The 26808-nt window shown below is 52.2% G+C and carries 26 protein-coding genes; 15 read left to right on the forward strand and 11 right to left on the reverse strand.

The features are described 5' to 3' along the window. Both R6U67_RS04315 and R6U67_RS04320 read left to right on the forward strand, forming a co-directional pair. On the forward strand, window positions 1-1191 hold a 1191-nt coding region (locus R6U67_RS04315), incomplete at its 5' end, for a hypothetical protein (protein WP_410251414.1). A 62-nt stretch (window positions 1192-1253) separates the two neighbouring features. Then, on the forward strand, window positions 1254-2807 hold the full coding sequence (locus tag R6U67_RS04320; RefSeq protein ID WP_410251415.1) for a calcium-binding protein: 1554 nt from the start codon (window positions 1254-1256) through the stop codon (window positions 2805-2807). Window positions 2808-2811: 4 nt separating this feature from the next. Here the strand turns inward: R6U67_RS04320 and R6U67_RS04325 are convergent, their stop codons facing one another. Beyond that, a complete protein-coding gene (locus R6U67_RS04325; protein WP_410251416.1) occupies window positions 2812-3696 on the reverse strand; it encodes a hypothetical protein in 885 nt (294 codons plus the stop codon). Between the two features lie 325 nt (window positions 3697-4021). Here R6U67_RS04325 and R6U67_RS04330 point away from each other — a divergent pair, with 325 nt between their 5' ends. Both R6U67_RS04330 and R6U67_RS04335 read left to right on the forward strand, forming a co-directional pair. Continuing rightward, window positions 4022-4672: a hypothetical protein gene (locus tag R6U67_RS04330; protein ID WP_410251417.1), complete on the forward strand. Its 651-nt coding sequence runs from the start codon at window positions 4022-4024 to the stop codon at window positions 4670-4672. A gap of 41 nt (window positions 4673-4713) precedes the next feature. After that, window positions 4714-5658 (forward strand): DUF1822 family protein, encoded by a 945-nt coding sequence (locus tag R6U67_RS04335; protein WP_410251418.1) that lies wholly within the window; start codon window positions 4714-4716, stop codon window positions 5656-5658. Window positions 5659-5781: 123 nt separating this feature from the next. Here R6U67_RS04335 and R6U67_RS04340 read toward each other — a convergent pair whose 3' ends face one another. The 4 genes from R6U67_RS04340 to purE all read right to left on the reverse strand — a co-directional run bounded on the left by R6U67_RS04340 (window position 5782) and on the right by purE (window position 10692). Then, window positions 5782-6996, reverse strand: coding sequence for a 4-hydroxy-3-methylbut-2-enyl diphosphate reductase (locus R6U67_RS04340; protein WP_410251419.1), 1215 nt, complete (start codon window positions 6994-6996; stop codon window positions 5782-5784). Window positions 6997-7179: 183 nt separating this feature from the next. Then, window positions 7180-8019, reverse strand: coding sequence for a GDSL-type esterase/lipase family protein (locus tag R6U67_RS04345; protein ID WP_410251420.1), 840 nt, complete (start codon window positions 8017-8019; stop codon window positions 7180-7182). A gap of 294 nt (window positions 8020-8313) precedes the next feature. Further along, on the reverse strand, window positions 8314-9831 hold the full coding sequence (locus R6U67_RS04350; RefSeq protein WP_410251421.1) for an ammonium transporter: 1518 nt from the start codon (window positions 9829-9831) through the stop codon (window positions 8314-8316). Window positions 9832-10140: 309 nt separating this feature from the next. Continuing rightward, complete coding sequence (gene purE, locus R6U67_RS04355) at window positions 10141-10692, reverse strand: 5-(carboxyamino)imidazole ribonucleotide mutase (protein WP_410251435.1); 552 nt, start codon at window positions 10690-10692, stop codon at window positions 10141-10143. A 40-nt stretch (window positions 10693-10732) separates the two neighbouring features. On the opposite strand from purE, the gene nagA reads away from it, so the two are divergent. Further along, on the forward strand, window positions 10733-11950 hold the full coding sequence (nagA, locus tag R6U67_RS04360) for an N-acetylglucosamine-6-phosphate deacetylase (protein WP_410251422.1): 1218 nt from the start codon (window positions 10733-10735) through the stop codon (window positions 11948-11950). Window positions 11951-11992: 42 nt separating this feature from the next. Here nagA and R6U67_RS04365 read toward each other — a convergent pair whose 3' ends face one another. The 3 genes from R6U67_RS04365 to R6U67_RS04375 all read right to left on the reverse strand — a co-directional run bounded on the left by R6U67_RS04365 (window position 11993) and on the right by R6U67_RS04375 (window position 14843). Next, window positions 11993-12538, reverse strand: coding sequence for a class I SAM-dependent methyltransferase (locus tag R6U67_RS04365; protein WP_410251423.1), 546 nt, complete (start codon window positions 12536-12538; stop codon window positions 11993-11995). A gap of 49 nt (window positions 12539-12587) precedes the next feature. Continuing rightward, entirely contained in the window at window positions 12588-14369 is a 1782-nt protein-coding gene (locus R6U67_RS04370; RefSeq protein WP_410251424.1) for a mechanosensitive ion channel family protein, read from the reverse strand. Window positions 14370-14528: 159 nt separating this feature from the next. Continuing rightward, window positions 14529-14843 carry a DUF3067 family protein gene (locus tag R6U67_RS04375; RefSeq protein WP_410251436.1) on the reverse strand — a complete coding sequence of 105 codons (315 nt, stop codon included), beginning with the start codon at window positions 14841-14843 and terminating at the stop codon, window positions 14529-14531. Between the two features lie 372 nt (window positions 14844-15215). On the opposite strand from R6U67_RS04375, the gene petC reads away from it, so the two are divergent. From petC to R6U67_RS04390, 3 genes are all read left to right on the forward strand, one after another. After that, window positions 15216-15758: a cytochrome b6-f complex iron-sulfur subunit gene (gene petC / locus R6U67_RS04380; RefSeq protein ID WP_410251425.1), complete on the forward strand. Its 543-nt coding sequence runs from the start codon at window positions 15216-15218 to the stop codon at window positions 15756-15758. 129 nt (window positions 15759-15887) lie between these two features. After that, entirely contained in the window at window positions 15888-16838 is a 951-nt protein-coding gene (gene petA / locus R6U67_RS04385; RefSeq protein ID WP_410251437.1) for a cytochrome f, read from the forward strand. 406 nt (window positions 16839-17244) lie between these two features. After that, entirely contained in the window at window positions 17245-18096 is an 852-nt protein-coding gene (locus R6U67_RS04390; protein ID WP_410251426.1) for an alpha/beta fold hydrolase, read from the forward strand. Here the strand turns inward: R6U67_RS04390 and R6U67_RS04395 are convergent. Continuing rightward, on the reverse strand, window positions 18093-18209 hold the full coding sequence (locus R6U67_RS04395) for a pentapeptide repeat-containing protein (protein WP_410251438.1): 117 nt from the start codon (window positions 18207-18209) through the stop codon (window positions 18093-18095). The genes R6U67_RS04390 and R6U67_RS04395 overlap by 4 nt on opposite strands. On the opposite strand from R6U67_RS04395, the gene R6U67_RS04400 reads away from it, so the two are divergent. From R6U67_RS04400 to R6U67_RS04430, 7 genes are all read left to right on the forward strand, one after another. After that, window positions 18196-18465: a YciI family protein gene (locus R6U67_RS04400; protein ID WP_410251427.1), complete on the forward strand. Its 270-nt coding sequence runs from the start codon at window positions 18196-18198 to the stop codon at window positions 18463-18465. The genes R6U67_RS04395 and R6U67_RS04400 overlap by 14 nt on opposite strands. 283 nt (window positions 18466-18748) lie before the next feature. Next, entirely contained in the window at window positions 18749-19336 is a 588-nt protein-coding gene (locus R6U67_RS04405) for a DUF1997 domain-containing protein (protein WP_410251428.1), read from the forward strand. A gap of 100 nt (window positions 19337-19436) precedes the next feature. Further along, window positions 19437-19934, forward strand: a complete 498-nt coding sequence (locus R6U67_RS04410; protein ID WP_410251429.1) for a flavin reductase family protein — start codon at window positions 19437-19439, stop codon at window positions 19932-19934. Window positions 19935-20020: 86 nt separating this feature from the next. Further along, the gene (locus tag R6U67_RS04415; RefSeq protein WP_410251430.1) at window positions 20021-20374 is read left to right on the forward strand and encodes a phenylpyruvate tautomerase MIF-related protein; all 354 of its coding nucleotides are present in this window, start codon (window positions 20021-20023) and stop codon (window positions 20372-20374) included. Window positions 20375-20597: 223 nt separating this feature from the next. Then, a complete protein-coding gene (locus R6U67_RS04420; protein ID WP_410251439.1) occupies window positions 20598-21626 on the forward strand; it encodes a Gfo/Idh/MocA family oxidoreductase in 1029 nt (342 codons plus the stop codon). Between the two features lie 111 nt (window positions 21627-21737). Further along, complete coding sequence (locus R6U67_RS04425; RefSeq protein ID WP_410251431.1) at window positions 21738-22868, forward strand: peptidoglycan-binding protein; 1131 nt, start codon at window positions 21738-21740, stop codon at window positions 22866-22868. Window positions 22869-22875: 7 nt separating this feature from the next. Further along, entirely contained in the window at window positions 22876-24711 is a 1836-nt protein-coding gene (locus R6U67_RS04430) for an ArnT family glycosyltransferase (protein ID WP_410251432.1), read from the forward strand. 149 nt (window positions 24712-24860) lie between these two features. Here R6U67_RS04430 and R6U67_RS04435 read toward each other — a convergent pair whose 3' ends face one another. Together R6U67_RS04435 and R6U67_RS04440 are read right to left on the reverse strand one after the other, a co-directional pair. Beyond that, window positions 24861-26168: a DUF4912 domain-containing protein gene (locus R6U67_RS04435; protein WP_410251433.1), complete on the reverse strand. Its 1308-nt coding sequence runs from the start codon at window positions 26166-26168 to the stop codon at window positions 24861-24863. A gap of 389 nt (window positions 26169-26557) precedes the next feature. Further along, a partial coding sequence (locus R6U67_RS04440) for a hypothetical protein (protein WP_410251434.1) occupies window positions 26558-26808 on the reverse strand: 251 nt, incomplete at its 5' end.

Below are 26808 nucleotides of genomic sequence, written 5' to 3' on the forward strand. Positions count from 1 at the left end.
GGAGACTATTTGGGGGATACGTTGATTCGCGATCGTGAAACGGGAGAATATCTTGCGATTCTCAAGCAAGTTAGCAATCCTTTAGAGGTTCAGATGGAAAGTGATCTCGATGTTCCTAATATGGATGTCGGACTGGATGCTGATCTCGATTCTGAGGAGATGCAGCCTGAACCTGAACTTGAAGAAACCCCGGTTGAGGAGGAAACCCCAGTCGAGGAAGAAACTCCCGTTGAAGAAGAAACTCCTGTAGAAGAGGAAACTCCTGTAGAAGAGGAAACTCCCGTTGAGGAGGAAACCCCAGTCGAGGAAGAAACTCCCGTTGAGGAAGAAACTCCCGTTGAAGAAGAAACTCCTGTAGAAGAGGAAACCCCTGTAGAAGAGGAAACTCCCGTTGAGGAAGAAACTCCCGTTGAGGAAGAAACTCCTGTAGAAGAAGAAACTCCCGTTGAGGAAGAAACCCCTGTAGAAGAGGAAACCCCAGTCGAGGAAGAAACTCCTGTAGAAGAGGAACCAACTCCCATCCCGGCGGTGATTGCATCGAGCGCCAAAAAATTTACTCCCGACACCGATGAAGCTACCCTCGCCGCATCAGACATACCCCGCATTACCCTAGGAAGCCAAACCATTTACATTGGCGTATGGCAAAAAGGGGATAACAACCAAGATCCCATCATCGCCAGCTTTGACAGCGAAAACCCTGACAATAACTGGGTTCGCACCGACTACGAAGCCACCGGAGCCGATGGACGCGGTTATGGACTGTTCTGGGATGGAACCAGCCTCTATGGAGTCTTTGCAACGGATGGAACCCAAGGAAGCAGCAGTGAAGATTGGCGACGAGCCTCGGGAGATGTCACTCAGAACTGGCTAAGCAGTTATGGTTCAGGTGGGGGTGCAAAAGTTGGCGTTGTCGGTCGAATTGACCCCACTAGCGGGGAACTCCTCGATGCAGCCTATCTCTCAGCGGTGTTGAGCAGTGGAAATAGCAACAGTCTCGAAATTACCGACGTCACCACTAATGAGGCTGGAAATCTCGTGGTGAGTGCTAAGTCCTGGTTCAGTCCCCGTAACCCCAATGGTTCTCGCATGACTCGCATTGATGACAGCCTCGGTTCTCCCTTTGACTACACTGTTGAGATGACCTCCGATCTCAAGACTGTCATCAGCACTTCTGCGGTGGGTTGGGAATAAGTTAGACTGCGATTTAGCCTCTGTGGCTGTGCATCTACGTTCCCAATTCAGCGTAAACTCCTATGCTTTCATTTGATCTCAACACCCTCAGCGTTGTCACCCTCGATAACGGCGATAATCCCTTTACGGGAAACTCCCAGAGTCAACTGATTCTGGGAACGGCGGGAACGGATACTATCGCCGGTGTCGGCGGAGATAACTGGATATTTGGAGCGACGGGTGATGATGTCCTCGCAGCGGGGGACGGAGATGATGCGGTGTATGGGGGACAGGATAATGATGTCCTCTTTGCTCGGGAGGGAAATAACCTACTGAGTGGCGATTTCGGCAATGATACCCTACGGGGAGGAGCCGGTAGCGATACCCTGGTCGGTGCGGCGGATGATGATTTGATTCAGGGTCGCCAGGGTGAGAATTTCCTGTTCGGTAATCAGGGAAATGATACGCTCTATGCGGGGTCAGGAGAGGATAGTCTCTATGGCGGCCAGGGAGATGATTGGCTCTTAGCTGAGGCGGGGAATCATCTGCTGAGTGGAGATTTGGGTAATGATACGCTCTACAGTGGCTCGGGTTCCGATACTCTGGTTGGGGGTGAGGGTGCAAATACGTTTGTCCTCACGCCGGGGATGGGAAATGCGGAGTTGGCTCAGGCGGATTTGATTGTCGACTATACGCCGAATCAGGATTCGTTGGCTTTGTTGGAGGGATTGACTCCGGAACGTCTGGAGTTTCTGGCCGGTGAAGGGGAGTTTGCGGGTGATACGGTGATTCGCGATCGCACCAGTGGGGACTTCCTGGCAATTCTCAACGATATCACGGATCCCGCCGTCCAACTCGATCTCAATATCGATGCGGATGAACCGGATTTGCTCGACTTCGGTTTTGATTTAAACAACGACCCCGATCTCGGATTGGGAACTCCAGAGGACCCCCTCTCTCCTCTCCCGGCGGCTATTAGTTCCAGTCCAGTCCAGTTTACTCCCAATACTGACGAAGCTACCATCGCCGCCTCTAATGCACAACGCCTGACTCTGGGAAGTCAAACGATTTATATCGGATTCTGGCAGGAAAGTGGGAATAACCAAGACCCGATTATTGCCAGTTTCGACAGCGAAAACCCCGATAATAACTGGATTCGCACCGATTATGAGTCCACTGGAGCCGATGGACGGGGTTTGGGACTGTTCTGGGATGGAACGAGTCTCTATGGTGTCTTTAGTACCGATGGAACCCAGGGAACTCCCAGCGAGGATTGGCGACGAGCCTCGGGAGATGCGACTCAGAACTGGCTACGCAGTTATGGCGCCGGGGGTGGTGCGAAAGTGGGGGTTTTAGGTCGGATTGACCCCGCAACGGGGGATCTCGTCGATGCGGCTTATCTCTCGGCGGTGTTGAGCAGTGGAGAGAGCAATACGCTGACGGTGACGGATATTAGCCGCAATGAATCGGGGAATTTGGTTGTCAGTGCGGAGTCGTTTTTCAGTCCCCGCAACCCTGATGGTTCTGCGATGACTCGCGTTGATACGAGCCTCAGTTCTCCGTTTGATTACACGCTAGAAATTACCCCGGATTTGAGCCAGGTGGTGAGGACCTCCGCTGTCGGCTGGACGTCCTGATGGGTTAGGGTTGAGTGGCGATCGCCGAGTTGGCTAAGGCTTGTAAGCTATCTAAGGCCTCCGCGTCATCGCCACTAACGCCTTTGAGCGCGATGCGATAGCGAACTCCCTCTTGAGACCATTCAATGACTGGGGGGGAACAGGATGCACCGCACATCATGGGGTTAAAGTTTCCTGTAATTCCGTTATCGAGGGGAATGCTCTCTTGGAACTCCTCCCCAACTCCGTAATAGTCGTCATCGCTGGTGCGTCTGGCGGCGAAGAAGCCATAGGAACAGGCGGTGGCGCCTCGACAGTTGGGAGCCAGGGATAGATAAATTTGGTAACTGTCTGCGTCGGCTTCGGCTTCGACAAAGATGGGAAGTTCGTCATTGTCGGTGAGGGGAATCTCACTCGGAAGCCGAACCGGGATCTCGGTTGTGGACTCCACCTGTTGCAGAACTTCGGAAAATAGAGGTGCAGGCTCCGCTGGTTCGGGATTGGAGTCTGTATTTAAGTCTGTATTTAAGTCGGTGTTGGAGTCTGTATTTAAGTCGGTGTTGGAGTCGGTGTTGGAGTCGGTCACGTTGGACTCTGTGACTCCCTCGGCGACCTCCAGGGGGGGGTCGGGTTGATTGTCAGATGAAGACTCGTTTAAGACGTCTTCTGGGGATTCCTCTGTTGGGGGGGTGTTGAGTGCTGTTTGGGACGGTGGCTCGGATTGGGAGTCGCGGGAGTCTTCCTGGACTTCGGGGGTTGGGGTCTCCTGGGAGAGATCCCCCGATGATGGGGTCTGACAGCCGCTGAGCAACATGAGGGGAGTGGCGATCGCCAACAGCCAGAGTTGAGTCCTGATTTGAGTCCTGATTTGAGTCCTTGTTTGAGTCTTGTGAGCCGAAAATTGTCTCATTGATACGCCTCCTATACCACAAAAAAATATAAATGTCAATAAAAAGGACGGGTAAATTCCTATATTTTCCCTAAATCCCCATTTAGCCTAGCATTCCCGCCACCTCGAATTACAACTTTGCTCAAGGCTTTATGAACTTTTGTAACAAATTTCCAGGATTCCCGTAAAAATCGTCTTCTGAAACCGACAGATTTAGGAACACCCCAGAGAGTATCGCCAAATGTCATAGTTCGCCGAGGAATCCCATAACTCATTAAATTGCTGATTGAGTTAGAGATTTGCGGTGTCTGTGCTGTGACTCCCAGGCCTCCGATAGACCCTGACTATGGATGACGAACAGTTGAATCAACTTGCTTTAGATGCACAAGGTAACCCTCCCGGAAGCCAGGCTCGACAAGTCGCACTAACTCGACTCATTAACGGAATGATTCATTCGGGTCGTCTGATCTATCCTTCTGGAATTGGCTTATCTCCGGATCGATATCACGATTACCGCGCCGAAGCGCTACAAAGTTTGTTTTACTACATTTGTCGCTCGATTGATGAGTATGACATCAAGTTAGCTTCGGTGATGCGATGGGCCAATATGCTATTGGAACGCCGTTTTTTTCGAGAGGTATCGGACCAAAGAAGGAGAAACAACAAACCGGTTGTGATGGAGCCGTTCGAGGAACGCCTGGTCTCGAAATCACAATGGGCTATAGTGTTGGGAGATGAAAAACCCTTTTTATCTCAGTTGGTTCGTGAGTGTCTTGAGGACGATGTTGATGGCCGATTTCGCGAGTGCTGTCTCCCTAAATCTCCTGAAGTCAACTTTCAGAAACTGGTCTTAAGACGGTTGGATGGCTATCAATGGCAAGAGATATCGGAAGAGTTTTCAATTAAAATGTCAACTCTAAGCACCTTTTATCATACTTCTCTGCGTCGCCTTGCACCCTATATTGAAACTTCAATTCGCAAAACCCATTCGTTATGATTTTTAATCGTGTCAACCTTGAACAAGAGTCTATTAAACCGATGACGACGAATCTGATATTTACCGTTCCATTGACCCAGCAGCAGCGCCAAGTGGCGACAAGCTGTAGTCAACGCTATTCTGATTCTGCTAAGGCGAATCGTATCTATCGCCAGATTTTGGCGCTCTATGCGGTTCGTTTTTATACGGATTGTATGGGGATTACAACAGACATAACAGCCAGTGGACTTTGCAATCCCATTGAGCAATTACTGGCGGATGTGGCTGAACTTCCGATTCCTGGATTGGGATGTTTAGAATGTGCGTTGGTTGAGCCGGCGATCGCAGACCCTCAAACCGTCTATAATCGAGCTGATACCTTAACTATACAAAGTTCCCCGGAAGCCTTAAGCAATCGCCTCGGCTATGTCGCTGTTGGCTTCAGTTCAACCGATGATGAGGCGTATCTTCTTGGCTTCCGAGACACTCTATCCTCAGCGGAAACAACTCTGGCGAATTGGGATAGTCTTGAACGCCTCTTTGGGGTGCTAGAAAACGCCTTAACTGCAACTCCCTTAATTTGTTTACGGGACTGGTTTCAGGATAAGTTTGACGAAGGTTGGGAGGATATTTCTGAGGAGTTTATCGCTGAAGATACGCAATCTGTCCCGGCGATCGCCTTCCGCACTCCCTCAACTGAACCGGCCATTCAACGAGCTAAACGTCTTCAATTTAGTGATGGACAAACTATCGCCTTAGAAGTGGGTGTCTATCCTCTCAGTGACCAGGAAATTGATGTCCGAGTGCGACTGATTCCCGCCACAGGTGCGGCTCTCCCTTCAGATTTAAGTATGATGATTCTTGATGAAATGGATGATATTGTAATGCAAACTCAAGCTCGCGGAACGTCTGTATTACGCTTAGAGTTTAGTGTTGAACCTGATGAAATTTTTAAACTAAAGCTACAACGAAATACAGTAAGTTTGGTTGAGACATTTTCGTTTTAGAAAGAAACAGGGAATAGAATAAACGAGGGAAAAAGCCAACGAAACAAAGGAGAAAAAGACAAGAATAGGGAACAGCGAAAAATTCTCACTGTTCCCTGAATGATGATTGAGAATTATTGAAAATTAACGAGTTACAGGAACCTTGGCTTTAAGATGCAGGATTTTGGCGATCGTTTCTTCGACCGATTTATCCGGCGTTGAAGCTCCCGAGGTGACACCGACGATGAGATGACCGTCGGGGAGCCAATTGTCGGTGACTTCTAGTTCATCGCGTTCCAAGGGTTTATGTTCAATGCGATTTCCTGGGCCAATGCGATCGGCAGAATCGATATGATAGGAGGGAATCTCTCGCTCGATCGCAATCTCTTGTAAATGAGTGGTATTGGACGAGTTAAACCCACCAATCACCACAATCACATCCAAGTCTTCTTCCACCAGTTGCAACATGGCATCCTGACGCTCTTGAGTGGCGTCGCAGATGGTGTTGAAGGACATGAAATGTTGGTTGAACTCCGTTGGCCCATATTTTTGTAACATGGTGTGTTCGAAGAGTTTGCCAATTTGCTCCGTTTCGCTTTTCAGCATCGTGGTTTGATTGGCAATTCCCACACAGTCGAGGTCGCGATCAGGGTCAAAGCCTTCAGAATGGGCGTTTTGGAACTTGTCCATAAATTCGGCTTTGTCGCCACCGTGGAGAATGTAGTTGGCCACATATTCGGCTTCCTTGAGGTTCAAGACGACCAGGTATTTGTCGGCAAATGAGGTGGTGGCTAGGGTTTCCTCATGTTTATACTTGCCATGAACAATTGAGGTGTGGTTACGTCGCTTGTGTTTTTCAACACTGTTCCAAACCTTGGACACCCAGGGACAGGTGGTGTCGACAATGGTGCAACCCCGTTCATCGAGAAGCTGCATTTCTTGAACGGTGGCCCCGAAGGCGGGAAGAATGACCACATCGCCTTTTTGAACGCCAGAAAAGTCTTTTTCGCCATCGATCACCTCGATGAATCCCACATTCATCTCCCGTAGCCGTTGGTTGACGCCGGGATTATGGATAATTTCGTTGGTGATCCAGATTCGCTCGCTGGGGAAGTGACTGCGGGTTTCGTAGGCGATCGCCACGGCCCGCTCAACTCCCCAACAAAAGCCGAAGGCTTCAGCCAGACGAATGGTGACCTGATCTCGTTCTAGGCGGTTCTGGTTGGCGCGAATCTCGCCGATGAGATCACTCTGATATTCGGTTTGTAGGAGTCCCTCGACTTCAACCTCGCGCCCGAAACCACGACGGTGATAGTTTTCTGATTGTTGGAGGGAACGCTTAAAGGCTTTGGTATCCATAGTGAATTGAATGAGTGAATTGAATGAGTGAATTGAATCGGGGTTCGCGATCGTCAGTCAGTCGATTTTCGGGTGAATTTCCGAGTTGGTGTCATTGTACCGAGTTCACGGGAGCTTATGGCAATTCCCTATTGCCTGTTCCGGTGTTCCGGTGTTCCGGTGTTCCGGTGTTCCCTTCTCCCCCTACAACGTCTCGGCAATAATCAACGCCATACGCCAGAGTTCATATCCCTGTTCATTCAGGTGCAGTCCATCAGTGGTGAACTCAGCTTTGAGATAACCGGCGTCGTCGCTAAATAGAGGATAGAGGTTGAGATAGGTGGCCCCTTCAACGTCGGCGATCGCCGCTAAGCGTTCATTGAGTCGTTGGATACGCTCATTCGGCAGATCTCGCAGTTTCTCCCGTCCCTCCCAGGTCGCATCCTCGCCACTGTGGGGCAAAATCGACTGAACAACTACCTCAGTATTGGGATGAATCCAAAGGATATCTTTGATGATTTTGCGGTGATTTTCCAGAATCGTCTCGTCGTCCTCTCCCCGCAGCAGATCATTGATGCCAATCATCACAAAAATCTTATCGGGACGAGTGTTATCGAGCAGGGGGAGTCGTTCATAGAGTCCCTCGGACCCTTCCCCTGAAATCGCCTGTCTGAGCCAAGTAACATCGAGTGGCAGTAACGACTCAGGAAAACTAAGACTAATTGAGTCTCCGGCTAGCACATAGAGGCGTTCTGGGGACGTAGCGGCGATCGCCTCAGCCTCCTGTTCGAGCCGTTCGAGCCAATCTTGATAGGTGGCACGGGGTAACTCCCCCACCTGAGGCTGAGGAGAGGCCGTTGGCCGGGCCGTCGGGCGAGGTGTGGGACTCGTTTCAATGGTGGCTAAGGTATGACCATCCTGCACAGGCAAAGACCGTTCGGACTGTTGTCGCCCAATTAGAATCGCCACGGCCACTAACAACATGCCATTCGTAACCAAGGAGAGAATGCCCCAGGCTGGGATAGGCTTCGATACTCTAGACACAGGCTATGATCGCAAGACAGGTGCAACTTTCATTGTGCGTCATGGGGGGGAGAAGGCAAGAGGCAAGGGGCAAGAGGCAAGAGGCAAAAGAAGGGAACAGGGAACAGGGAACAGGGAACAGGGGAAGAAGAGGCAAGAGGCAAGGGGCAAGGGGCGTACTGTTATGGTCGGCCTCGGTAGGCGATGAGGGTACAACAGAAAACAACCGGCTCCACAGTGAAACGTGAAACCGGTTGTTTAGGGGAATTAAACCGAATTAAGCCAGATTCAATCGAATCAACGATGCCGATACGACTAGGGCATACCGCTCGACTTAGATGAGGACATTCCGCCCATAGCCGTTTCTTTCAAGAAACCATGATACGCTTCCATGCCATGTTCGCCGATGTCGAGACCGTTGAACTCTTCTTCCTCGCCGACGCGAATACCACCGACGACGGCCCCAACGGCATACCAACAGATGAAACTCAGGACAACGGTGAAGCCACCAATTGTTAGAACACCAATCAGTTGAGCGATGAAGTTGCCACCGCCGAAGATCCCCACGGCTAGGGTTCCCCAGATTCCGTTAACCAGGTGAACCGAAATCGCGCCAACAGGGTCGTCAATTTTGACAACTCGGTCAAAGAAGGAGACTGCAAACACGACCAGAATCCCGCCAATAGCACCGGTGAGAGCCGCACCCCAGTAGGGCATGACATTACAACCGGCGGTAATGGCAACCAATCCAGCCAGGATACCGTTAATGGTCATCGAGAGGTCTGGCTTACCATCGCGAAACCAAGAGGTAAAGGTTCCGGTTACCCCACCCGCTGCCGCAGCGAGGTTGGTGGTGACCGCAATATAGGCAATGTTCGATGTAGCTGCTAACTCAGAACCTGGGTTGAAGCCAAACCAGCCAATCCAGAGAATCAGACAGCCGAGGGTGGCCAGGCTGAGGTTATGACCGGGAATTGCGCGGGGCTGACCATCTTCATATTTACCCATCCGAGGGCCGAGAATGGAAGCTCCCACTAAGGCGGCCCAACCGCCGACGGAGTGAACCACCGTCGAACCGGCGAAGTCTCCGAACGACCAAGCACCTTCAGGACCAAAGGAGGTCAGCATTCCATTCCCTGACCACACCCAGTGGCCCGAAATGGGGTAGAAAATTCCCGTCAGCAAGAGGCTGAAAATCAGGAAAGCATCATATTTAATCCGCTCGGCGACAGCTCCTGAGACGATGGTGGCGGCGGTTGCAGCAAACGCCACCTGGAATAAGAAGGAGACCGAAATCGGCAGACCACCGGGGAAAGGATCGAGTCCGTAGGTGGCGGGATCTCCACTGCTGAGGAACCAACCGCCGAAGCCAATGAAGGCTGTTGAGCCTTCACCAGTGGCTCCTTCACCGTACATCAGAGAAAATCCGATCGCCCAGTAGGCAATTGTGGCTAGGGCAAAAACAATCAGGTTTTTCGAGAGGATGTTGACGGCATTTTTCTGACGACACATCCCGGTTTCGAGCATTCCGAAACCCGCGTTCATGAAAATAACCAACACGGAGGCGACGAGAATCCAAACGGTGTTGAGGACACCTTGAACGTAGGCCGCGTCAACCTCTTCGAGAACTTCAATCCCTTGGGGATCTGCGGCGGTTGCCGCTAAGTCCCAAACGCCTAAAATTAAAGCGGTTAGAGGAATACAGGCGAGCCAATAAATGGGAACTCGGCGGCCAAGGGTCAGGAGTTTTACCAAGGCTGAGTTACGGTTGCTGCCGCGCACTCGCCCCGGTGACGCTCCATGTCGTGATCTGAGGGTAATCTTAGATGTCATGTTTTAGACTTTGGATTGAGATTAAGCAAATGGATCGGTTTCCGACACAGCACACTCGCGCTGGGAACACTCGGCAATCTCTGATGGCGTCCAAAGCTCAAGCTTGTGTACCCTTGCGCTCCCGTTGAGATTGAGAAGCGGAGTTGTGCAGTTGAGTCACACTGATTGCACCAATTCTCGTAGGGTTTATTCTGTATCAGACAATACATTGTGTTGGCGATCGCCGGGAATCTCTGGGAAAACTTGCTGATTTTTGCCGATTTCTTGGCGAAACTCCCGCCAGAATCGCCAGGTTAGGTGAAGATATGCCTAACTATTTTTTTGCTGTAGATAAGCGGCGGCACCGAGGTCATCGAGCCGCTCTTGTTTGTCCAGAACTGATGTTTTGAGATCTTGACGATACTGTTGGACCTGTTGCAGCAGGGCTAGATCTTGGCTGGCTAAGATCTGTACGGCCAGCAACCCGGCATTTTGGGCATTGCCGATCGCCACGGTCGCCACGGGAATCCCCCGAGGCATCTGCACGATGGAATAGAGGGAGTCGAGACCCCCTAAATGGCGGGTGGCGACCGGAACGCCAATGACGGGTAGAGGCGTTAAGGACGCCACCATCCCCGGTAAATGGGCCGCACCTCCGGCCCCGGCAATAATTACCTTTAACCCTCGCTCATGAGCGGTTTTGGCGTAGTCAAACAGACGCTCAGGGGTGCGGTGCGCCGAGACGATCGCCACTTCATGGGGAACCTGAAACTGTTGGCAAATCTCAATGGCAGCATTCAGGGTCGGCAGGTCGGAATCGCTCCCCATAATGATGCCGATTTGGGGTTGATTGGGGGCGCGATCGGGGCTAGAACTGGTCATTGATAGAATGGCTGAGTCGTACTCAGACGAGAGTGGAACCATGGCTGTAACGATTATTCGGGGCAATGTGCCGGGATACAAGGGACCCGAGGGGACCTCATCGGGGCAACCCCAGGCGATCGCCCTAGACGAGCAACGCATTACCGCCATTGGTCCGACTTCAGCCATACCAACCCCCTCTCCAACATCCTCACAGCACCCCCTAAATGCCCCAGGAACCCATCTCGATTGCGGTGAAGACTGGATTTCCCTCGGAGGTTGCGATCTCCAGATTAACGGTGCTTTAGGCTTGGCCTTTCCCGATGTGACCCCGGAGCATCTGCCCGAGTTAGAGGCCATCAGCCGCTATCTCTGGCAGGCGGGCGTCGATGCCTATCTCCCCACCCTCGTCACCACCTCCCCCGAGAGGTTTCGCACCGCGATCGCCACCTTTGAGACCTTTATGGCCCGCCAACTCCCCCACGCCCCAACCGCTCAGGTGTTAGGACTCCATTTAGAAGGCCCCTGTTTAAACCCGCAAAAACGGGGCGCTCATCCCCAAGAGTATTTGTTGCCCCTAACCCGAGATCACCTCGAACGAGTGTTAGGCCCAGGTGGGGCAACGGTGAGCCTGATGACCTTGGCCCCTGAACTCGATCCCACTGGTGAGGCGATCGCCGAGTTGCAACGGCGCGGGATTCGCGTCAGTCTGGGCCATTCCTTGGCCACAGCCGCCCAAGCGAATCAAGCCTTTGACCAAGGAGCCACTATGGTGACTCATGCCTTTAATGCCATGCGGGGCCTACATCACCGAGAACCCGGTTTGCTGGGGGCCGCTTTGCTGCGATCGGGGATCTCCTGTGGGGTGATTGCTGATGGAGAACATATCTGTCCGATGATGTTACAGCTATTGCTCAACGCCGCTCCTGAGCATCTGTTTCTCGTCAGTGATGCTCTCGCACCCCTGGGACTCCCCGATGGCGTTTATCCCTGGGATTGCCGGGAAATTCAGGTCAAACAGGGAACCGCGCGACTGGCCGATGGAACCTTGGCCGGAACCACGCGATCGCTCCTCGATGGCGCTCTTAACCTCGTCAACTGGGGCCTGTGTGACATCGAAACGGCCATTTCCCTGGCCACCGTCGCTCCCCGAGCGGCGATCGGACAATCGAGCAATCTGCTGGGGGCTTCAGCTCACCAGTTACTGCGGTGGCGACAGGTTGACGGACAATGGCAATGTCAACGCCTATTTCCAGACTGGGGACACTCATCGACCTAGGGTCGTCGTATTTAGGGCCGTCGTATTTAGTGGGCGATCGCCCTACGCTTCTTCATCATTGACCGTCTTCGTGACTGCCATATTCAGGCTAATTAACGTATCCATAATTCGTAAACTACTGCAATCTTTGAAAAGATTAAACTCCGTCAACTCCTCATACTCCTCAAACCCCACTTCTTCCAAATAAATGGCTAAGGTTTCAAAATCAAAGCCAACCCGATGTACATCAAACTCATTGGTTTGACCGCCGAACATAATGCTCATCAGATGCAGCCGTTCAAACGCCATCAAATTAGGATTGAGATAGAGCCAACAAAGGGTTTGCAAATTGGGAACACTGATAAACAATTTGCCTCCAGGTTCTAGCACCCGATGCCATTCACTCAGGGTCACCAGTAACTCATTATTCAAACTGTGGTGGAAATGTTCCAACACATGACTCGCATAGATCGCTTCGACGGAATTATCCTCAAATTGACTTAAATCAGCAGCATCCCCGACAAAATCGACTTCGGGGCGTTCCTCAATATCTACAATTTTCCAGTCGGGATGGGGTTCTTGGCCACCAATATGAAGTTTGAGTCCCATAATAGTCTCCTGAGTTGATTCGTTTAGGGGGTGATGCGAACGGTGCGCGTCATTTCGGCTGAGGGAGAGAGTGGTGATTGTCCTCATCATGCCCATCATTATGCCCATCCGAGGCAGGTTCTTTGAACCAGAGCATCTGTTTGGGAATAGCGATGCCAATCCCCGCTTCCTCAAACGCCAGCTTCAGACGACGGCGATACTCCCGTTGTACGGCCCATTGTTGCAGAGGTTTGGTCTTCGTCCACATCAGCAGTTGGGTTCCTCGTTCATCGAGATTCTCCACCCCAGCTAACATGGTCGGCTCAATAATTGACTCAGTCCAATCGGGATCGGCTTGCATCTCCTCCATCGTCCGCCGCATCACTTGAATGGCTTCTAGGGCATCTGCATCGTGACTAATCCAAATCTGGAAGTCAATCCGAGACCATTCTTTGCTGAGGTTATGCACCACCTCAATTTGACTATTGGGAACCGTACTGAGTCGGCCCCCTTCTCCCCGCAGGCGAGTCACGCGCAGGTTCATATATTCCACAAAGCCGGGGCCATAGCCCACATCAATCACATCCCCCACCGCAAATTGGTCTTCCCAGAGAATGAGAATCCCGTTAATGAGGTCTTTAATCAGGTTCTGGAAGACAATCGTCAACGCCACACCGAAAATCCCGGCCCCGGTAATCAGGGAATCGAGGGGGAAGTTTTGCAGCGCCAAAAACCAAATCACCCCGATTAAGCCAGCAATGAAGCTTGTCATCCCCTTTAAGGCGGCGGCTAGGGTGGGCGCACGCAGGATAAAGCGTTTTGAGGCCGTGGGATTGAGGGATTCTTGTTCAACCCAGGATTGCAAGATATTGTCAAACAACACATCCGTAAGTTTGTTGGCCACCGCCACAAATAGCCAAATCCCCAAAATCTGAACGGGAAATTCCTGCAACCAAGCCGCATAGGCTCGTGTTTCGGGAAACTGAGACAAAATCAAGATCGTTCCCCCAATCCACAGAGCCAACTGCAAAAACAGCAACACCCGCCGCAGCAAAATCACCATGCTGATGCGCCGTTCTAAGACAATTTGCGGCATCATCGCCCGCAGAAATTGCACTCGGCTTCCCATCCCGGCCGCCTCATTCTCCTCGACGAGAGCATCTTCTGGAGGTTGTAGGTTCTCAGGATGTCGTTGTCGCGAGAGATCTTGATAATGGCCGGTTGTACGCCGTTGTAACAGGGCAATGAGTGGGCTGAGAACGACGATAATGGCCGCTAGAATGAGGGCGGTTTCCCAGCGTTGTTTTCGGGCTTCCGGGAGACGTTCCTGGTACGCGAGTCGTAAGGCTTCTTCAATTTGATCGGCCCAGTCCTCCGCTAGAGCCTCGGGGTTGCGATCGGCCACCTGAGCGTCAAACCGAGTCACCGTGACAATTCTTTCAGGTTCTTCGGGAGACCCTAGATTACCGTCGTCATAGACGCTGATGACATATTGATTAGTGTTCCAGTCTTGTTGAGCCCTCACTTGCAGAGAGTCAGGATCGAAGCCCCCCTCAACTATGCGACTTAACTTGCGCTCAACTTCACGCACCCGGTCTTCTAAGCTGGGGATTGTGCGCGGTTCGTCGGGATTCGACGGCGGTGAACTGATCTCGAAAACTGTACGCCCGTTGAGACGCACTGGCGCAGTGTTTTCGGTCAGTTGTAGGGGTTGGATGGGAATGGGTAGGGGCGTTTGCCCCTCAACCCTCTCGGGACGGGCCGTTGAGAAAGTGACAACGGTGATCAAAGACAGAACTAGCAGCAGGAGACTCGGGAGTAGACGGCCGAGACGTCGTTGGAGATGATGCACGCTAAAGATTGACCTCGTTGAGATTGATCTCGTTGAGATTGATCTCGTCGAGATTGACCTCGTTGAGGACCTCGTTGAGATTGATCTCGTTGAGATTGGACAAGATGACATTGGACAAGACGATCTCTTGCTGAGCCTTCAGGAGATGTATCGGGAGATTTAATTGTCCACAAACCATTCGGAACTCCGTTGGCCTGGATCGATGGGGATGCTGACGGCTTTACCGAGGCGAGGACGTTCGCGAGTCTCGCTGATATATTGACGAATCACCTCGGCACTGTTCCAAGCATTGAGATATTCGGCAATCTGCTCAAGATGTTGGGCATAGTCGTCGGCTGAACGAGGAAATGACGCTTGTTCGAGATATTTCCACATCACCTGTAAAAAAATTTTGCCTTGGCGGCGGCGCAGTTGTAGATCGTAGGAACAGCCCCACTTGTTGAGTAGGAGTTGGTGTAACTCAGGTCCAGTCACGATGGGTTGGCTTTGATCGGTTGAGTTGGGCATGGGAGGCGTTACTGGCTGATATCTGGCTCGGATCGCGATCGCTCGGGCAGCTTATGGCTTGTATTTTACATTTCTTCATGGATTCTGGCCGGCCCGGTCTCGATTTTTCAGGAAAGCCGAATCCAGCGATCCCCCCCCCTTTTTTGGCCCCTCCAGCGTGGTATTATGAACGAGTGTTGCGCCATTTTCATTTTTTTTGCTCGCGACGGGACACTTGATCCGATACAATCCCAAACGGTGTGCGTCCTGCTTGGTGTTCTCACGGCAATGGGCGCAGATGAAACGGTGATGCCGTTTGTTAAGCAAAATCAGATACAACCATAATACGTAAATAGCTCCATGACTCAGGCTTCCGGCTCAACCGATGTCCCCTCCATGGGACGACGGCAATTCATGAACTTTCTGACGTTTGGTGCAGTTACCGGAACGGCTCTCGGTGCGCTGTACCCCGTCGTTAAATACTTTATTCCCCCGTCGAGTGGTGGTAGTGGTGGCAGTATCGTCGCTAAAGATGCCCTCGGCAATGATGTGAAAGCGACTAGCTTCCTCGCTGAACACAATGTGGGCGATCGCGTCCTCACTCAAGGCTTCAAAGGAGATCCGACCTACATCGTCGTTGAAGGCGAACAGGCGATCGCCGATTATGGCCTCAACGCCATTTGCACTCACCTCGGCTGTGTGGTTCCCTGGAATGCGAGTGCAGAGAAATTTATCTGCCCCTGTCACGGGTCTCAGTATAACAAGTCGGGTAAAGTGGTTCGCGGTCCCGCTCCTCTGTCTCTGGCATTAGTCCATGTGGACGTAGCAGAGGACGATAATGTGGTTCTCGCCGAGTGGACTGAAGAAGACTTCCGCACTCAGGAAACACCCTGGTGGGTTTAACGCTCCCCCAACCTCTCCCCTCTGGGGAGAGATTATTTTGAGAATTCCCCTAGCCATTGAGAGAAGAGAACGTTGTCACAATTGATGAAATACTCTAGTGCTTGGGCGACACAACTGTTCGCCCCTTTGATGACCCTGGCGAGGAAAGGACTTCTGGTTAGCTTGGCAGCAGCGGCTGTCTTTGTGGCCAGTGATGTCCTCGTCCCTCAAGCCGCAGCCGCTTACCCCTTCTGGGCTCAACAAACGGCCCCAGAAACCCCCCGCGAAGCCACTGGACGCATTGTTTGCGCCAACTGTCACCTGGCTGAACAAGCGATGGATGTTGAGGTGCCTCAGTCAGTGCTTCCCGATACCGTCTTTAAGGCGGTTATCAAGGTTCCTTACGACACCTCCAAGCAGCAAATTCTGGGTGACGGTAGTAAGGCTGGCTTGAATGTCGGTGCCGTGCTGATGCTCCCCGAAGGCTTTAAGATTGCTCCCGAAGAGCGCATTCCTGAAGAACTCAAGGAAGAAGTCGAAGGCATTTTCTACCAAAGCTATACCCCCGACCAAGAGAATGTGATTCTCGTCGGCCCTCTCCCGGGTGAGGAACATCAGGAATTGGTCTTCCCGGTTCTGTCTCCTGACCCCAATCGCGATTCCTCGGTTAACTTTGGTAAGTATTCTGTTCACGCGGCGGGTAACCGGGGTCGCGGTCAAATCTATCCGGCCGGTAATAACAGCAATAACATTGCTTACAAGGCTGAACATGCTGGAACCATTACCGCCATTGACCCCAATGATGAGGGTGGCTATACCGTCACCTTAGACACTGAAGACGGGTCTGAAGTCGTCGAGTCGGTTCCCCCCGGTCCCGAGATCTTGGCCTCGGTGGGTGACACCGTCGCCGCTGGCGATGTGCTGACGACTGACCCCAATGTGGGTGGTTTTGGTCAGAAGGATACGGAAATTGTCCTACAAAATCCAGCTCGGATTCAGGGCTTGTTAGGCTTCTTTGCCTTGGTTGCTTTGGCTCAAATCATGCTGGTTCTCAAGAAGAAACAAGTTGAGAAGGTTCAAGCGGCTGAAATGGAATTTTAAGCAGCTAATTGGCTTTTATAACCCTGTCTTTTATAACCCTGTGATAGCGGTTGAAGTTTTACCGCCATCAAGTCTTGGTTTTGTCTAATGAAAACGGCGTTCTCATTCTATGGGGACGCCGTTTTGTTCAAGGAGTTTAACTAAAAGAGATGAGGCAATAACCGATAGCAAGGGCCGGTTCGCTTAGGACAATCTTGGCCGGAAAAGGGCAACGACGAGGGATCGCCCCTCGCTCGTTTCTGTCCTATCCATCCCTAGTATTGCTATATCTTGGTTTCTTAATGTCCTTTTCTTAATGTCCTTTTCTTAATGTCCTTTTCTTAATGTCCTGAAGCTTGCTAAGATACTACGAACGCGATCGCCCCTTTGGATTGCGGCACTGTTTAAAACATTACTTAAGATTACTGTGGCCGTTGACGAGAAAATTATTACAACTCCATCTGGGGATTGGTTTTACCGCGAGGTGCATCCCCCCAATCCCCCTGAGCGTCCGCCGGTGGTCTTCCTTCATGGCTTGCCCTCCCTTGGCTACAGTTGGAGTGCTTTACTCCCGGATTTAGCTAGTCAGGGACTTCAGGGAATTGCCCCAGATTGGCTGGGATTCGGGCGATCGCATAAACCGCAAAAACGAGACTTTGCCTATACTCCTGATGCCTTTATCGAGGCATTACAGGGCTTTCTCGATGCCATGGAACTCGATCGCATCTCCTTAGTCGTACAGGGCTTCCTCGGGTCCGTCGGCCTACAATACGCCCTACGCCACCGCGATCGCATCGACCGTCTAGCCATCCTCAACGCCCCCCTCTCCCCCGAGGCTAAACTCCCCTGGAAACTCAAACAAATGAGTTTTCCCCTCGTCGGGGACATGATGACTCAAGACCCCCTGCTGATTGACCGCACCCTCGAAGCCGGTAGCGGCTTTGTCATCCCCGACGAAGATCTCGATGTCTATCGTCGTCCCTGGCTGAAAACCTCCGATTCCGGGCGATCGCTTCTCTATACCCTGCAAAATCTGCAACTGAAGACCGCCATGAGCGAAATTAGCGACGGTTTCGCCTCCTGGAGTCAACCCACCCTCGTCATTTGGGGCATGGTAGACCCCTGGTTGGCCCCCGAACCGGCCCAGGCCTTCAGTCAACGACTTGAGAATGGCGATTTTGTCAGCCTTCCCGAAGCCGCCCATTACCCCCAAGAACACTGGTCCGAGGATGTGGGCAAACGGCTGATTCCCTTTCTACGCAAGTCATCGGTCACCTAACCCGATGACCCCTGTTCTCCAGATTTAACTCCCGAAAATTTAACTCCCGAAAATTTGACTCCCGAAAATTTGACCCCCGAAAATTTGACCCCCGAAACTATGGCTAAATATATCCTTTGGGGCCGCTATTGCGAGAATGCCCTAGAAAAACGACAACCCTATCGCCAAGCCCACTTAGACGGACTGGCCCAACAGAAAGACTCCGGTATTCTCGTCACCCTTGGCCCCACCGCCGACAACACCCAGGTGTTTGGCATCTATGAGGCCGAAGACGAGGCCAGCGTTCGTCAACTGATTGAGAATGACCCCTACTCGAAACATGGCATTTGGACTGAGTATGAGGTCAAAGCCTGGATTCAGGCTTTTTAGGCCTGAAATCGGCCGGAGATAGTTCAGATTAAAGACTTGGCGAAAAATGAAGGTTTGTTAAAGTTTAGGCGATCGCCCCTAAAAAATGTAACGTTTTGGCAAAGAAACCTAAAGCGTGCAGTAGGATCGGAAAACACGGAAGAATAGCCTAAACCCTTTCCTACCAAAGCGTTTCCTGGCTCTCCCTGCCCGGTTCTAACCTGAGAGGGATACCCATGGCAGCGGATTGATTGTATAATTTTGTTAAGAACCGTTTACTTGATGTTGCTTTTTTGCGGATGTTATGCGTAGCCGCTTCACCTCTTCTGTCCCCGTCGAAATTCCCGTCCCCGACCAACCCATTCCCATTCAGCATTACCTGCGGCAACCTCAGCGGCTGGTCACCGCCCTAGTTGACCCGAGTCGAGTGGATGTCCTGAGTGCGGACTGTTTCCGCCTCAAAATGCGTCCCTTGCATTTCCTAATGCTGACCCTTCAGCCAACCGTAGATATGCGAGTTTGGGCCGATGCCCAAGGAACCGTCAAGCTACGTTCCGTTGGCTGTGAAATTCGCGGCGTTGAATACATCAACCAGCGGTTTTCCCTGGACTTAGTGGGGCGACTCGAACCCCACACCCACAACGGCAAAACCACCCTGTACGGGAAAGCCGACCTCAAAGTCGGCGTGGATATGCCCCCCGCCCTCTGGCTGACCCCCAAACCCATCATCGATGCCACAGGCAACACACTCCTGGCCAGTGTGTTACATACCGTTAAACAGCGGCTCACCCGTCATCTCATTGCCGACTATCGAGCCTGGGCCGGGGAAACTCAACAAGATACACCCCTATCCCTCTCGCCCAAAATGTCCCCCAACATCCAAAGCAGCTAGAGCCTTTCGGCGGGTGCGTCACTTGCGGTACGCCCCTCTTGCCTTTTGCCTCTTGCCTTTTGCCTTCTTCTCCCCTGTTCCCTATTCCCCAAAAAACATCATGCTAGATACCGACGACAAAAAAGCAGCCAAGAAAACCCTACTCCGCAAAATCCCCCACGCTCTCTATATTTGCGGCGTGAAGGATATCAACAGCGATAACCTCAACGGCTTTACCGCCAGTTGGGTGATGCAGTCCTCCTTTGAACCGCCGCTCATCGTCAACTGCGTCAAAAATGACAGCGGTTCCCACGAAATGCTCAAATCCAGCGGCGTGTTTAGTCTAAGTTTCCTGGAACTCGGGCAAAAAGACCTCGCCCAAAAATTCTTCAAGCCTCAAAGCCGCGTCGGCAACAAATTTGAGGATGTCGAATTTTACACCGCCGAAACGGGCTGTCCGATTATTAAAGACTCTCTCGGCTATGTAGAATGTCAGGTGGTCGGTTCTGTTGAGAAAGGAGATCATACCGTCTTCGTCGGCGAAGTCATCGCAGCAGGCGTTCACCGCGAAGGAGAGATTCTCTCCCTCGAAAGCACTGGCTGGAACTACGGCGGCTAACCTCTCCGATGGAGAAGTTGTGCCTGTTGCCTATTACCTGTTGCCTTCTCCCCCCTGTTCCCTGTTCCCTGTTCCCTTCTTCCCCGATGCCTTTAATCCAAGTTAAAACCTCTGCCCCCGCTCCCGATAAAGCGGCTGTCGAAGGAATGTTACAAGTCCTATCCTCCAAGCTATCGGGACATCTCGGTAAATCAGAATCCTACGTAATGACCGCCTTTGAAGCCGATGTGCCGATGACCTTTGGCGGAACCCTTGACCCGGTTTGTTTTGTCGAGGTTAAAAGTATTGGCTCAATGAGTTCGGCTCAGACGAAGTCCATGAGTGCTGATTTTTGTCAAGAAATTGAGTCCCGGCTAGGCGTTCCTGGGAAACGGATTTATATTGAGTTTGCTGATGCCAAGGGCGCGATGTGGGGCTGGAATGGCTCTACCTTTGGTTAGATGATTCTCGGTGTTCCACAGTCCCCGTTCTTGCTGATTTGAGGAACGGGGATTCTTTCTTGGCTTGACTGGCCATCGGCTGAAATCAAAGTGTTGTGATACCATTCTGGGTAGCTTTAGGTCGCGATCGCGTCCCGAGGCACTCTCACCTTGGACTGAGAGAGGACACACCATGCACGTCACCAGAGTCTAACTTGTGAATTATCCGAACAGTACGGCGGGGATGAACCAACCGGAACCACTCCGGATGGGGGTAGTCGGAGTCGGGAATATGGGGCAACACCATACCCGAGTGTTGAATCTCCTCAAGGATGTTGAGTTGGTTGGGGTTGCTGATGTTCAAGTCGATCGCGGTTTAGATACAGCCAGCAAGTACCGGGTGAAGTTCTTCGAGGATTATCGCGATTTACTGCCCCATGTGCAAGCCATTTGTGTGGCGGTTCCGACTCGGTTACATCATTCTGTGGGCATGGATTGCTTGCAGAGTGGGGTGCATGTGATGATCGAGAAACCCATCGCCGCGAGTCTCGCTGAAGCCGAATCCTTGGTCAATCAGGCGGCGGAATCGGGCTGTATTCTTCAGGTGGGGCATATTGAACGCTTCAATCCGGCCTTTCAAGAACTCAGCAAAGTCTTAAAAACTGAAGAGGTTCTGGCCTTAGAGGCCCATCGTCTCAGTCCCTATTCCGATCGCGCCAACGATGTCTCGGTGGTGTTGGACTTGATGATTCATGACATTGATCTGATCTTAGAACTGATTGGCGATCGCGTCATGAAACTCTCAGCCAGCGGGAGTCGCATTTCTGGGTCTCCTCATCTCGATTATGTCACAGCCAATTTAGGCTTTGCCAACGGGGCGATCGCCACCCTCACCGCCAGCAAAGTCACCCATCGCAAACGTCGCACCATCGCCGCTCACTGTCAAACCTCCCTCACCGAAGCCGACTTCCTCAACAACGAAATTCTCATTCACCGCCAAACCACCGCCAACACCTCCACCGACTATGGCCAAGTGCTGTATCGTCAGGATGGACTCATTGAGAAGGTTCGCACCAGTAACATCGAGCCGCTTCATGCTGAATTAGAACATTTCGTCAACTGTGTTCGCGGCGGAAATCAACCCTCCGTTGGCGGTGAACAAGCCCTGCGAGCCTTGCGTTTGGCCAGTTCCATCGAACAAATGGCCTTAGATGGTAAACTTTGGCATTCCCCTGATGTCGAATGGCTCTCAGATACGGCTATTTTGCATTAATTATGTTTCTCTTGATGATGGTTGGACGAGTCGAACTCACCGAGATCACAACCCTCATTCGAGCCAATATCCCCCAAAACTCTCTGTTTCCTTCACCTACCCTAAACGACCATGACCGTTGTTAAACGTCCTCTGCTACGCCCCGGCGATGGAATTGACTCTCAGGAGTTTACCGAACCCGTCAAACTCCTGCAACGGATTATGATTAAACTCAAGCTGTTGCCCATTAGTCAGCCCATTAACGGTCGTTTCGACTCCGCCCTAGAGAAAGCCGTCAAAGTCTTTCAAATGCAGAATGACTTAAAAATGACGGGAATTGTTGGGGCAGAAACTTGGGCGGCGATTGATAGCAAGTTAGGACTCAATCAAGGTAGTCCAACCCCATCGCCATCGCCATCGCCATCCCCGTCACCTCAACCCCTAGACCGTTATCCAGTCCTCAAAAAAGGCGATGGAATCGATTACCCAGAACTGGCTGAGGCCGTTAAAGTCTTGCAACGGTTACTGATTGAAGCCCGCATTTTTCCCCAAGATGAAATCGCCGATGGTAAGTTTGGGAATAACACCGAAGGCGGGGTGAAGCGCTTTCAATCTCTCAATGGCTTAGTCGTTGATGGAATCGTCGGACGAGACACGTGGTCCGCGTTAGTGAGTGGCCCAGTCACAATCTATGAACCGGAACGGGCCTCGCCGGTGTCTCAGTTTGATGTCTCCCGTATTGTAGACTCGATTCCCTATCCTGATATCCGCGTCTATGCTCGTGATTCAGTTCCCTTGATTTTGGCGGCGTGTTTAGATCATGGAGTGACTGATTTAGGACAAATTGCCTATGTTTTAGCCACCGCTGAACATGAATCTCATTTAGGAAAATGGATGACCGAATTAGCCAGCGGTTGGGCTTATGAATGGCGCTCAGATTTGGGGAATATCTATGCCGGAGATGGTCCCCGTTATAAAGGACGAGGCTTTGTCCAGATTACTGGGCGATCCAATTATCGCTATTGGGCTGGTCGTTTGGGAATGGACTTAATTGGCAATCCTGAGTTGGCAGCCAATCAGGAGATTGCCGCTGATTTACTGGTTTTAGGAATGCGAGATGGGTCTTATACAGGCCATAGCTTGAATGATCATATTTTGGGATCGCGGCGCGATTTTGTAAACGCTCGCCGTATCGTGAATTGGCTCGATCGCGCTGAACATATTGCCGCGATCGCTCGGGAGTTTTTGCGCGTCTTACGTTAGTTAAACAGTGGCATTAAACCGAATTGAACCCGTTACACCCACCTGGATGGATTTGCTAAGTCTTCTGGTGGCGATCGCAATCTTAGGTTGGGGCCTAGGAGACTTTGGACTCTACGATCCCCATGAAGGCCATTTTGCCGGAGTCGCCCGAGAAATGCTGCTACGGCATGATTGGACAACCCCCTATCTCAACGGCGCACCTTACCTCAATAAGCCTCCTTTGCTCTATTGGGCGATCGCGCTCAGTTATAGCATTTTTGGCATCAATGAGTTTGCAGCCCGCTTGCCGTTGCTCCTAGGGGGCGCTTTGGGCATTTTTGTGGTCTGGCAGTGGGGGCGGCAATTGGTCTCGCCCTTAACAGGACGTGTCGCGGCGGTGATGTTGGCGACGGCCTGCGGTTGGTTTATCTTTACCCACCAATTGCTCATCGATCTGTTGCTGTCATCTCTGTTGATGAGCCTCTACTATTGCCTTTGGCGCGTTACCGCCTCTCCCACGAACCTGCTCTATAAAATCGGGTTTTGGCTCTTCTTGGGCCTCATTATTTTGGCCAAGGGACCCTTTATGTTGGTGTTTCCGGCGATCGCCCTGCTGGTGATGAGTCTCATCGAGTCCCCGCGACGGCTCAATCAAGCCCTGATGCCCCTGTTTGGTGTTCCCCTGGTGTTGCTGCTGGTTCTGCCCTGGGCGATCGCCGTCGAACGGGCCAATCCCGGCTTTTGGCAGTATTTTGTCAACAACGAGAACCTAGAGCGCATGGCCGATCGCCGTTACCCCCGCGATTACGTCGTCTCCCAAGTGAGCGCCCTGGGCTATCTAGGGATGACCGTGGTCTGGGCCTTACCCTGGTCCCTCGTGTTGCCCCAAACCCTGGTTCAGTTTTGGGTCAGTTTACAACAGTCACGCCCCGAACAACGGAGTGGCCTAATTCTGCTGGCGATCGCCGCCCTACTGCCGATACTGGTCTTTTTGCCCCTCTCCTCCCGCCTACTCTATTACAGCTTGCCCAGTCTGCCGCCCCTGATCCTCCTCTGTGCCATCTGGTGGACTGCAAACCCCGGACGGCGAGGCATTGCCACAGGCTGGGGAGGCGCCCTAGCTGCCGTAACCCTGATTGCCGTAGGCGTTGCCCTCCTCATTGGTCTCTGGCAACTCCCCACGCTCCTCGATCCCACCCTCCTCGACTCCTTCCCCGCCGAAATCGAGTCCTTGGTTCGTCCCTTAGGACTAAGTGTGAGCCTCGGGGCTGTGTTGGCGGGACTATTGCTGCTGCGAGGACAACCCATCGCCAGTTGGCTGAGTCTGAGTCTTGCCATGGCGATCGCCTACGTCATCATCATCCAAGGCTTTGGCCGGTTTGCCGAAATTCGCTCCTCACAGCCTCTGATCACCCAGGCCCAGTCCCAACTTCCCGAATCGACAGTTTGGGTATTTGAAGGATCTCGGGAACTCGGGGCCGCCGGGGCCATGAGTTTCTATCTCGGGCCAGAGGGACAGCGATTCCCCGAATTTCCCACCCTAGACCCCGGTTGGGTGTGGGGCCATGATGACCTGGCCTATCGCATTGTCTATGTTCTCAGCGATGCCGGAGAACCTCGGATTTTGCCCGACTTTCCGGGGCCAACCCCTTCCTATCACCTCTCAGCGGCGGAATTACAAGAACTCTGGCAGAGCGATCGGCCCGTCATCTTTGTCACCGACTTTCTGCGCGATGAAACAGACACCACTGATCCCCGAACGCGCAATCTCCCGGATAATGCCGGAGATCCCCTATTAGTCGTCGGTCCGAGATATCTCTATGGAAATGCAGCGGCGAGGGAAGGAGGAGGGAAAAGGGAATAGGGAACAGGGAACAGGGAACAGGGAACAGGGAACAAGGAACAGGGAATGGGGAATGGGGAATAGGGAATAGGGAACAGGCCGACTAAAAACCCCGATGTCACATGACACCGGGGTTTTGGGTTTATGAGGCGAGGCTAACGCTTAACGCTCTAACCGTGGAACCACTCAGGAACCGCCTCTTCCTTCGTGTTGGTATTGCGAGAGGGGGTTTCCCGCTCAAACTTCATGTGAACCGAGCGAGTTTGTTCGCCGTCAACCGCAACCGCCTTAATCGGGTAATCGATTAGACCATCTTGGAACGACATTTGGAAACGGAAGGTTCCATCGGAGTTGAGTTTGATAGGACGACCGCCAATAGTCACCGTAGCATCGGGTTCCGTTGCACCATAGACAATCAGTTCCGCATCCGCCACCAGCCAGAATTGACGGGGACGCATGGGTGGCATCGAAGCACCCATACCGACACCGGACATTCCTGCACCCGACATGGTTAAACCGGACATAGTGGGAACGGCCCACATGCCAACGCCGGAGGGGAAGACGTAAGAACTAACAGCTTTTTCGGGGACTTGGTGCATCGAGCCAAACAGAGAACCGGCCACCCGTTGTGCTTCGGCGGATTTGGCCATACCGAAGATTTCTTCGTAGAGAGGGTTGCCATCCGCGTTGCTGGGAGCGGCTTCTTGGGCCACAGGTTTCTTGCTTGGGGGAACCAGATTCGCGACGGTTTTGCCTTCTAGGGGTTCGTCCCAGCCCACGGTGACGAAGACATCTTCAATCCAGTCAGAGGGGTAAACTGGGGGGGTGTGAACCGTCAAAGAGCGGGCCAGAACCAGCCAGCGTCCATCGCCACAGCGATAGCCGATTTCTACAGCATAGTCGCGATCGCTGACGGGAACCGGTAAATACCATTCCCGAGCCAATTCGTCGCAGGGATATTCTTGAATGCTGTGAGGGGGTTGATGGTTGAGATCGATATCTGTGGCATCGTACACCCGCAACGCCAGTTGTTGTCCGCCTTGACGACGCAACTCTTCTTTCTGTTCGTTGGTGACATCCCAATAGCAGTAGGCCCATTGAGGATCTCGGGGCATTAAGACAATCCGACTTTCCCCGTAGCCTTCGGGCAAATCGGCTAAGCCTTCATCGACGGATGCGAGTTCGCCGCCGGTGCGATCGTCTTGGCCGAGTTCAAATTTTGCTGCTTCCACTTCTTCCTGTGCCTCCAATTGACGTGATGGATTACTCGGACTCGTTGCTGTGGGATTCGCGGTTGTGGGATTCGCGGTTGTGGGATTCGCGGTTGTGGAATTGATTTTTTCGGGTAAGACCGCTTGAATGGCGGAGAGTAATTGAGACTTCCGCATTCGGCTATATCGAGAAATGCCGCACTCGCTTGCAACTCGTCGGAGTTGTCGCAAGGTCATTTCTTCGAGGGGTGGACGTTCTTGTGACATAGTGATTGCTGGTCTTTCTCAACATGGCTGTCAAGGAAACCTGACAGATTGAACGGAAGTTCACAAAGATCCCGGATGTTTAGATTAACTTCGGGATCGGGTTAACGCGCCCAACTGATGTCTATCTTGCAGAAGATGTCCTCATTCCACAAGGGGCTAGAGTGACTGATTTAGCGAGGCTTCACGAGATTATAGGTATTTAGGGGATCGTTATGTCAGGAAATCTTGACATAAGACATCCCCAGATCCCCCATCGATCCCCGGTATTTGTTAGGAAATGATGACAAACAAAAATAGACAGTCGAGAATGTGCATACAAAAGTAACGCAGGCTTTGTATGATAATTTATTTGTCCTTATTTGTTGTCTTATCCAATCTGTCTATACCGGTCATTCTTCTTGGTCATTACTCTCCTCGTTCACTCCCCACTCCCCACTCCCCACTCCCCACTCCTCGTTCCCCACTCCTCGTTCCCCACTCCTCGTTCCTAGGCTCTGCCTAGGAATGCCAACGGGGAGGCTCTGCCTCCCGTACCAGGTGGCAGAGCCGCCGAGTCCCCGTGTCACGGCTCCAGCCATGACACGAGGGGGGGGAGACGGACGAGGGGGGGGGAGACGAGAGCCAGCCAACCTTAGATAAC

The organism is Sodalinema sp., assembly GCF_046483825.1.
Taxonomy (GTDB): Bacteria; Cyanobacteriota; Cyanobacteriia; order Cyanobacteriales; family Geitlerinemataceae; genus Sodalinema.

Coding starts and splice junctions, on each gene's coding strand:
- R6U67_RS04405 (WP_410251428.1), top strand. CDS start 18,749: ATGCGTAGCCGCTTCACCTCTTCTGTCCCCGTCGAAATTCCCGTCCCC.
- nagA (WP_410251422.1), top strand. CDS start 10,733: ATGGCTGTAACGATTATTCGGGGCAATGTGCCGGGATACAAGGGACCC.
- R6U67_RS04400 (WP_410251427.1), top strand. CDS start 18,196: ATGGCTAAATATATCCTTTGGGGCCGCTATTGCGAGAATGCCCTAGAA.
- purE (WP_410251435.1), bottom strand. CDS start 10,692: ATGACCAGTTCTAGCCCCGATCGCGCCCCCAATCAACCCCAAATCGGC.
- R6U67_RS04340 (WP_410251419.1), bottom strand. CDS start 6,996: ATGGATACCAAAGCCTTTAAGCGTTCCCTCCAACAATCAGAAAACTAT.
- R6U67_RS04415 (WP_410251430.1), top strand. CDS start 20,021: ATGCCTTTAATCCAAGTTAAAACCTCTGCCCCCGCTCCCGATAAAGCG.
- R6U67_RS04350 (WP_410251421.1), bottom strand. CDS start 9,831: ATGACATCTAAGATTACCCTCAGATCACGACATGGAGCGTCACCGGGG.
- R6U67_RS04365 (WP_410251423.1), bottom strand. CDS start 12,538: ATGGGACTCAAACTTCATATTGGTGGCCAAGAACCCCATCCCGACTGG.
- R6U67_RS04435 (WP_410251433.1), bottom strand. CDS start 26,168: ATGTCACAAGAACGTCCACCCCTCGAAGAAATGACCTTGCGACAACTC.
- R6U67_RS04325 (WP_410251416.1), bottom strand. CDS start 3,696: ATGAGACAATTTTCGGCTCACAAGACTCAAACAAGGACTCAAATCAGG.
- R6U67_RS04330 (WP_410251417.1), top strand. CDS start 4,022: ATGGATGACGAACAGTTGAATCAACTTGCTTTAGATGCACAAGGTAAC.
- R6U67_RS04420 (WP_410251439.1), top strand. CDS start 20,598: ATGAACCAACCGGAACCACTCCGGATGGGGGTAGTCGGAGTCGGGAAT.
- petC (WP_410251425.1), top strand. CDS start 15,216: ATGACTCAGGCTTCCGGCTCAACCGATGTCCCCTCCATGGGACGACGG.
- R6U67_RS04320 (WP_410251415.1), top strand. CDS start 1,254: ATGCTTTCATTTGATCTCAACACCCTCAGCGTTGTCACCCTCGATAAC.
- petA (WP_410251437.1), top strand. CDS start 15,888: ATGACCCTGGCGAGGAAAGGACTTCTGGTTAGCTTGGCAGCAGCGGCT.
- R6U67_RS04335 (WP_410251418.1), top strand. CDS start 4,714: ATGACGACGAATCTGATATTTACCGTTCCATTGACCCAGCAGCAGCGC.
- R6U67_RS04425 (WP_410251431.1), top strand. CDS start 21,738: ATGACCGTTGTTAAACGTCCTCTGCTACGCCCCGGCGATGGAATTGAC.
- R6U67_RS04410 (WP_410251429.1), top strand. CDS start 19,437: ATGCTAGATACCGACGACAAAAAAGCAGCCAAGAAAACCCTACTCCGC.